The organism is Kitasatospora sp. NPDC001660, from assembly GCF_053596725.1.
Map to the genome: position 1 here is coordinate 1 of NZ_JBSFGU010000107.1, position 7,194 is coordinate 7,194.

General features: G+C 67.5%; 3 protein-coding genes. All 3 read left to right on the forward strand.

Annotated features, from left to right (window positions below):
• The first annotated feature begins 359 nt into the window (after positions 1–359).
• The 3 genes from ACWCXH_RS39480 (at position 360) to ACWCXH_RS39490 (ending at position 6,956) form a co-directional block, all read left to right on the forward strand.
• Complete coding sequence (locus ACWCXH_RS39480) at positions 360–5,327, forward strand: DUF6531 domain-containing protein (protein WP_449806348.1); 4,968 nt, start codon at positions 360–362, stop codon at positions 5,325–5,327.
• Complete coding sequence (locus tag ACWCXH_RS39485) at positions 5,324–5,818, forward strand: hypothetical protein (protein WP_449806349.1); 495 nt, start codon at positions 5,324–5,326, stop codon at positions 5,816–5,818. Before ACWCXH_RS39480 ends, ACWCXH_RS39485 begins: the two co-directional genes overlap by 4 nt.
• Positions 5,819–6,107: 289 nt before the next feature.
• Positions 6,108–6,956, forward strand: a complete 849-nt coding sequence (locus tag ACWCXH_RS39490) for an IS5 family transposase (RefSeq protein ID WP_449806350.1) — start codon at positions 6,108–6,110, stop codon at positions 6,954–6,956.
• Positions 6,957–7,194: the final 238 nt, after the last annotated feature.

Below are 7,194 nucleotides of genomic sequence, written 5' to 3' on the forward strand. Positions count from 1 at the left end.
CCGAGCCCGGCCTGTTCACCCTCACCAACTCGGCACCGGCCGCCCCCGAGGCCAATTCAAGCTGAACCTCGGCGAAGGCTCACAGAACACCCTCTAAGACGGCCAGCCTCGACTCTCCCTTGCTGCAGTCCGATAGTTCGGACAGCACCCCATCGCCAGGCGCGGTGGCGTTCGACGCCTCCCTCGTCGGTTCCGAGGGGACCCTTCGACTGGGCGGCCCGTACGTCACCGGCGGTACGTGGATTGAGCCGTCAGGTGTTGTTGTCCCAGCAGAGACACTCACCGCGACGGCCTCGTTCTACAACAGTGACATCAAGACGCACGTAGACTCCAACAACGGCAACACCGTGTATGACGACGTGCAGCATCCCGTGCAGGTCACGTGGGAGGTCGACTGCCACGGGCAGACGATGGCCAAGTTCGACACGGGCCAGGTCGTCAACACGCACTCGATCTGGTGGGCCAACAACAGCACCGCAACCGACACTGCTGCCAAGGTGTCACTGCCGTTCACGGTGGACCCGAGCAAGTGCCCGGCGACCCCTCCCGCCGCGGGCCTCCCCGACTTCATCGTCACCGTGACCGGAACCGTGACCGACCCTGGCGGCACGGCCAGCGCGAAGGCGCTCACGGGCTACATCTTCCCCAGCATCTCCGTCGAGCAGACATACGGCTGTGCCTGCGACGGTGCGTCGTCAGGTCTCCCGCATCCCCAGGCGATGCGCGGCGACCCGGTGAACACGGCTACCGGAGCGTTCTCCGACTCCTACACCGACGCAAGGCTCCCGTCCCCCGGCGTCCCGTTCACCCTCACCCGCAGCTACGCCTCGAACAACCCGGCCTCCGGTCCTCTCGGACCCGGCTGGTCCCTGCCATGGTCCGCGGCCCTGTCCACTGCAGCCAACGGGGATGTGACGTTCACAGCGGAAGATGGCTCCCAATACCGTTTCACCAAGAACCCCGACGGCAGCTACACAGCCCCGGTGACCGCCCGTTCGACTCTGCGCACAGACGGCGCCGGCGGATATCTGCTCAACACGCCGGACCTGCGTACCCTCGCCTTCGACGCGACCGGGCGGCTGACGAGCGTGCGCGACAGGGCAGGGCAGGGCCTCACCCTCGCCTACACGGCCGGACAACTGACCGGTGTCACCGACTCCGCAGGCCGGACCGCGACTCTCTCCTATAACGTCGGTCTGCTGACCCAGGTCATGCTCGCCGACGGTCGCCACGTGGACTACGGCTACACCGGCAGCCAACTGACCAGCGTCTCGTCCCTGGACGGAACCACGACCACCTACGCCTACGACGCGGCCGGACGGCTCGCCTCCGTACGCGACCCCCGCGGCAACTACACCACCCGCAACACCTACGACCAGCAGGGCCGCGTCACCTCCCAGCAGGACGCGGCCAACGCGACCACCACGTTCGCCTACAAGAACGGCGAGACCGACATCACCGCGCCCGATGGCGGTGTGTGGAGCGACCTGTACGTGGGGAACTGGCTGGTCGACCAGTACGACCCGTTCGGGAACACCACGAGCTACGGCTACGACTCGTCCGGCAACCGCATCCGGATCACCGATCCACTCGGCAAATCCACGAACCTGTGGTACGACTCCGCAGAGCGCTTGAGGTCGCTCAGCCCGCCGGTCGGCGGCGCCCAAAGCTGGTCATACGACAGCAATGGCAACGTCACCAGCGCCACCGACGGCAACCAGCACACCACGAACTACGGCTACGACGCCCGTAACCTGCTCACCTCGGTCAAGGACCCCAACGGAAACACCACCGCCCTGGCTTACTCGCAGACCGGGCAACTGGCGAGCGTCACGACCCCCAGCGGGAACACCACCGCCTACGGCTACGACGCGCAGGGCAACCTGACCTCCGTCACCTCCCCCTCGGGCAAGAAGACGACCAGGACGTTCGACTCCTCCGGGCGGCTGCTGACCGTCACCGACCCCCGGGGCAACGCCACCGGCGCCGATCCGGCCGCGTTCACCACCACCTTCACCTACGACACCGCGGACCGCGTCACCTCCGTCAAGGGCCCACGGGGCGACCTCACGTCCATGACGTACGACCCGGCCGGCAACCTGGCCACCGTCACAGACGCCGTCAAGGCCGTCACCAAGTACGACTACGACAACGCCAACCGGCCCACCACGGTCACCGACCCGGCCGGCCGCCAGACCATCCAGACCTACAACCCTGTGGGTGACGTGGACTCGCGGACCGACCCGGCCGGCAAGACCAGCTACAGCTACGACAAGGCCAGGCACCTGCAAACGGTGACGCCCCCTCGGGGAAACGCGCCCGGCGCCACGGCATCGTCGTTCACCTGGACCTACGGCTACGACAAGGCTGGTCGCCGTACCACCGTCACCGACCCGCTCGGCAACACCACCAAGACCGACTACGACGCCCTCAACCGGCCCACCACGGTCACTGACCCGCTCTCCCACAGCCGGTCCGTGGACTACGACAGCGCCGGAAACGTCACCTCGGTCCGGAACGATCTGTGGCAGAGGACGACGTTCGGCTACGACCCGGCGAACCGTCTCACCTCGGTCACCACGCCGCTGAGCGAGACCACCAACTTCGCCTTCGACACCGACGGCAACCTCACCGCCCGCACCTCGCCGCTGGGCGAGCGCACCACCTACGGCTACGACACCGACGGCCGCAGGACCACGGTCGTGGACCCGCGCGGCAATGTCACCGGCGCCAACCCCGCCGACTACACCTGGACCACCGCCTACGACGAGGCCGGCCACCCGCTCAGCGTCACCGACCCGCTCGGCAACAAGCAGAGCGCGACCTACGACGCCGCGGGCAACCCGCTGACCTCGACCGACGCGGCAGGCAAGACCACCAACTACACCTACGACACCCTTAACCGCGTTGTCACCGTCACCGCCCCCGACGGCGGGGTGACCACCAACGCGTACGACAACACCACCGGCCTGCTCACCGCCCGCACCGACGGCAACACCCACACCACCGGCTACGGCTACGACACCGCCGGGCGTATCACCTCGGTCACCGACCCGCTCGGCCGGACCATATCCTTCGGCTACGATGCCGACGGCAACCGTACCAAGGTCACCAACGCCCGCGGCCAGACGATCGCCTCCACCGTCAACCCGGCTGACCAGATCACTGCGGTCGCCTACTCCGACGGCACCCCTGGTGCCACGTACGCCTATGACAGTGCCGGGCACATCACCGGCGTCACCGACGCCACCGGATCCCGCACCCTCGGCTACGACCAGGCCGACCGTCTGACCAGCGTCACCGCCCCCGGCCAGAGCCAGGGCTTCACCTACACCTACGACACTGACGGCAACCTCACGGGCCGCACCTTCCCTGACAACACGGCCACTACCTATACCTACGACAAGGACCGCCGTACCAGCGGTCAGACCGTCGCGGGGAAGACCGTCGCCTACGCCTACGACCAGGCCGGCAACCTCCTCACCGCCGCCGCCCCCACCACGACCCCGGTCACTGAAACCCGGACCTACGACCGCGCAGGACGGCTGGTCTCCGCCAGCGACGCAAGCGGCCTCGCCGCGTACGCGCTGGACGCCAACGGCCGCATCAGCACCCGGCAGTACCAGGACAGCGGCCCCAGCCCTCGCCCGGCAACCAGCTACACCTACGACCCGGCCGGCCGCCTAGCCACCACCTGCACAGGCACCAGCCCGACCAACTGCACGCCGAACAGCACCACCAGCTACACCTGGGACAAGGCCGGCAACCAGCGCACCATGACTGCCCCGGACGGCACCAGCACCACCAACACCTTCGACGCCGCCGACCAGCTCACCGCCAGCACCACCGGCACGACCAGCGCGAGCTACCAGTACGACGCCGACGGCAACCGCACCACCGACCCCTCCGGCACCTACACCTATGACCCGGCCGGCCGCCTGACCGGCGCGAACCTCCCCACCGGCACCGTCGCCTTCACCTACGACGCCGACGGCAACCGGTCCACCACCAGCAAGAACGGCGTACTCGACCGCACCACCCGCTGGGACATCAACGGCGCCTTTCCCCAGATCGCCACCGAGACCAACGCCACCGGCGCCCCGATCGGCACCTACCACCCCGGCCCCGACGGACTGCCCCAGTCCATGGACACCCCCGCCGGCAGCCTCTACTTCCAGCACGACCGCCTCGGCTCCGTCACCACCACGACCGACGCCACCGGCACCAACCAGGCCACCTACAACTACGACAACCGCGGCAACCGCACGACCACGGGCACGAGCACCGCGCCCGCTCCGTTCGGCTTCACCGGGCAGTACACCGACCCCTACCTGCCTGGCCAGACCCACCTGAGGGCCCGCCAGTACGACAGCACCACCGGCACCTTCACCACCCGCGACCCGCTGACCACAGGCATCGGCTCGCCCCTCACCTCCTCCTACACCTACGCCAACGGCGACCCCACCAACCAGACCGATCCCTCCGGCGCCTGCCCCATGTGCATCAGCGCCCTCATCGGTGGCATCGGCGGCGGCATCATCGGCGCCGGCGTCTACGCCTGGCAACACCAAGGCAAGGACTTCAGCTGGACCGGCTTCGCAGCCGCCACCGGCAAGGGCACCCTGATCGGCATCGGCGCAGGCCTCCTCGCCCCCATCGGCGGCACCGCCGCCACCGCCCTCGGCCTCGAAGGCACCGCCGCCACCATCACCTCAGCCACCGTCAACGCCGGAGTCAGCGCCGGCTACACCTGGCTCGTCAACACCATCCAATGCCAACCCACCACCCCCCAGGACCTCCTCCTCGGCGCCGCCGGAGGCGCCGGAGGAACCCTCCTGGGCCCGGCTGTCCGCTGGATCAAGGGTGGCAGTCTGACCAACCCCTTTCCTGGGGTGGACGTGCCGAATCGTGCTCTCGTCTCACCGAAGGTGGTCTTCCGCTCCGACTCGCGTGGTCCTGCTGAAATCTCACAGGCTGGCTTCAGGCCCCGTCCGGACGCGACGAACACGGACCTGACTGACTACCAGCTCAACAACACACCGTCACCCTGGGTCGGAACGTCCACGAGCGAGTATCAGGCGAGCATGTTCCCCCAGTGGCTCCGCAATGGGCAACGGTGGGTGTATGAGATCCGCAACCCGGGAGTGGGCATCAGCATGAACCGGGTCATACCCCTGCGGGTGCGGCTGCTTGTCGGCTTCGGAAACGAACGCGAGGTGATCTTCCCGGAGATAGATCCGAGTATGGTCGTACGCGCTCGGCTGTGGAGGCCAGGAGACTTCCAAGGCGAGGTGTGGGAGAACCCGCTGTATGGAGGTGGCGAATGAGAGAGCGCATCGAGGTAGTCCTGAAAGACGGAGCAATCGAGACATGGACGCTCGATGCCTCAACCGAGCCACCATCGACGGTCACGATCACCGCGGAATCCGGCGCCACCTACACAGGGCAGGGCAGCGATCTCTTCGAGGCACTGCAGGCTGCGCGGAGGCCACTCGACGACCAGATGATCAAGCTATGTTGCAACGGGTGCCGCCCCAACGCCCACCCATCCGGCGCAACCAGACGGCAGGGCGGGGGACTGGTGTACCTGAACCGCCACTGGCGCCCCGCCACCGTCCGAGACCTGGTCTACATCTTCGGGCCGGCACCCGCCAGTAAGGTCGCCACTGTTCAAGAACAGGAGCGTTTCTGGCAGGAGTTCACCGAAGGGATTCGGCAGTCATCCTGGCTGAGTGTGCTCAACCCGATCCGATGGTTCTACCTCGCCACCCAGTCCTGGCACGGGTTCGGGAACAGGAATCGTCGGTCAGTACGGTGACTCCCTACTGACGTATTGCCCGGCCGCTAGGAAGGCGGCCGGGCACTAGGGCGGGGCATCGTCCAGTTGGGTCCGGCTGCTTGGACGGCAGGATGACCGAAGAGCCGCGGCCTGGTCCCCGCCACGTGGGTGTCTGACCCGCTGGCCTGCCACGATCTCCGACTACATACTGCTCTCGAGGGTGTTCGATAGGGGATTCCCCCCAACTGTCCGGTTCTCGTTGATGCGGCACGGACTCAGTTCCACGATCTCGTAGCGGCCGGGTCCGTGTCCGCGATATTGATCAACCGTGACGGAACGACGCCGGTATCCCTCGGACCTGAAGGACGATCAGTGGGAGCTCATCGAGCCCATGCTGCTGGAGTGGCGACGCATCCGCGCCGAGGGGCGTGAGCCCACGACGGAGCTGCGCGAGGTGGTCAACGCGATCCTCTACGTCACGCGTACCGGGATCGCCTGGCGCTACCTGCCGCACGACTTCCCGCCCCACACCACGGTCTACGGGTACTTCAAGGAGTGGGAACGCGACGGCACCACCGAGCAGATCCACGACACGCTCCGTGACCAGCTTCGGGCGAAGAAGGGCCGCCGGATCCTGCCGACAGCGGCGATCATCGACTCCCAGTCCGTGAAGGCCTCACCCAACGCTCCGGCCGACAGCCAGGGCTGGGACGGCGGGAAGCGGGTCAAGGGCCGCAAGCGCCACATCGCCACCGACACCCTCGGCCTGCTCCTGGTCCTGATCGTCACCGCCGCCGGCGTCCAGGATTCCGCCGGCGGCAAGCAGGTCCTGGACGCCCTCGCCGCCCAGTGGCCCACCGTGACCAAGGCATGGGTGGACGCCGGCTACAACAACGCCGTCGTCAGGCACGGCGACGACCTCAACATCGACGTCGAGGTCGTCACCCGCGACAAGGAACAGAAGGGCTTGGTCGTACAGCCGATCCGCTGGCGCGTGGAGCAGACCTTCGGGATCATGTCCCGGTACCGACGGCTCCACCGCGACTACGAGGAACTGCCGAACCGGTCACGCTCAATGATCCACTGGGCCATGGTCAACTCCATGACCACCCGGCTGACCGCCAGCCCGGACAGAACCGGGCAATACCTCCGCCCAAAACCGTCTGCGGCAGCCTAAATCGGTATCGAACGCCCTCTCAGGACCAAAGGGCGCGAGCGGCCGTAACGGCCTGGCGTTTCGGATCGAACGTCCCGCCGGACGCGTAAGCGCCTGGTCGCGGCGCCGAGGGTCCATTTCCGCCTCTCAGGTAACTGGGCGCGCGTCGCGCGCCGGCAGCCGGATCACCCTGGCCGCCGCCGACCGGACCTTCGCCGTCCGCGAGCTGCTGTGGAAGCCCGAGCAGTCGGACATCTCC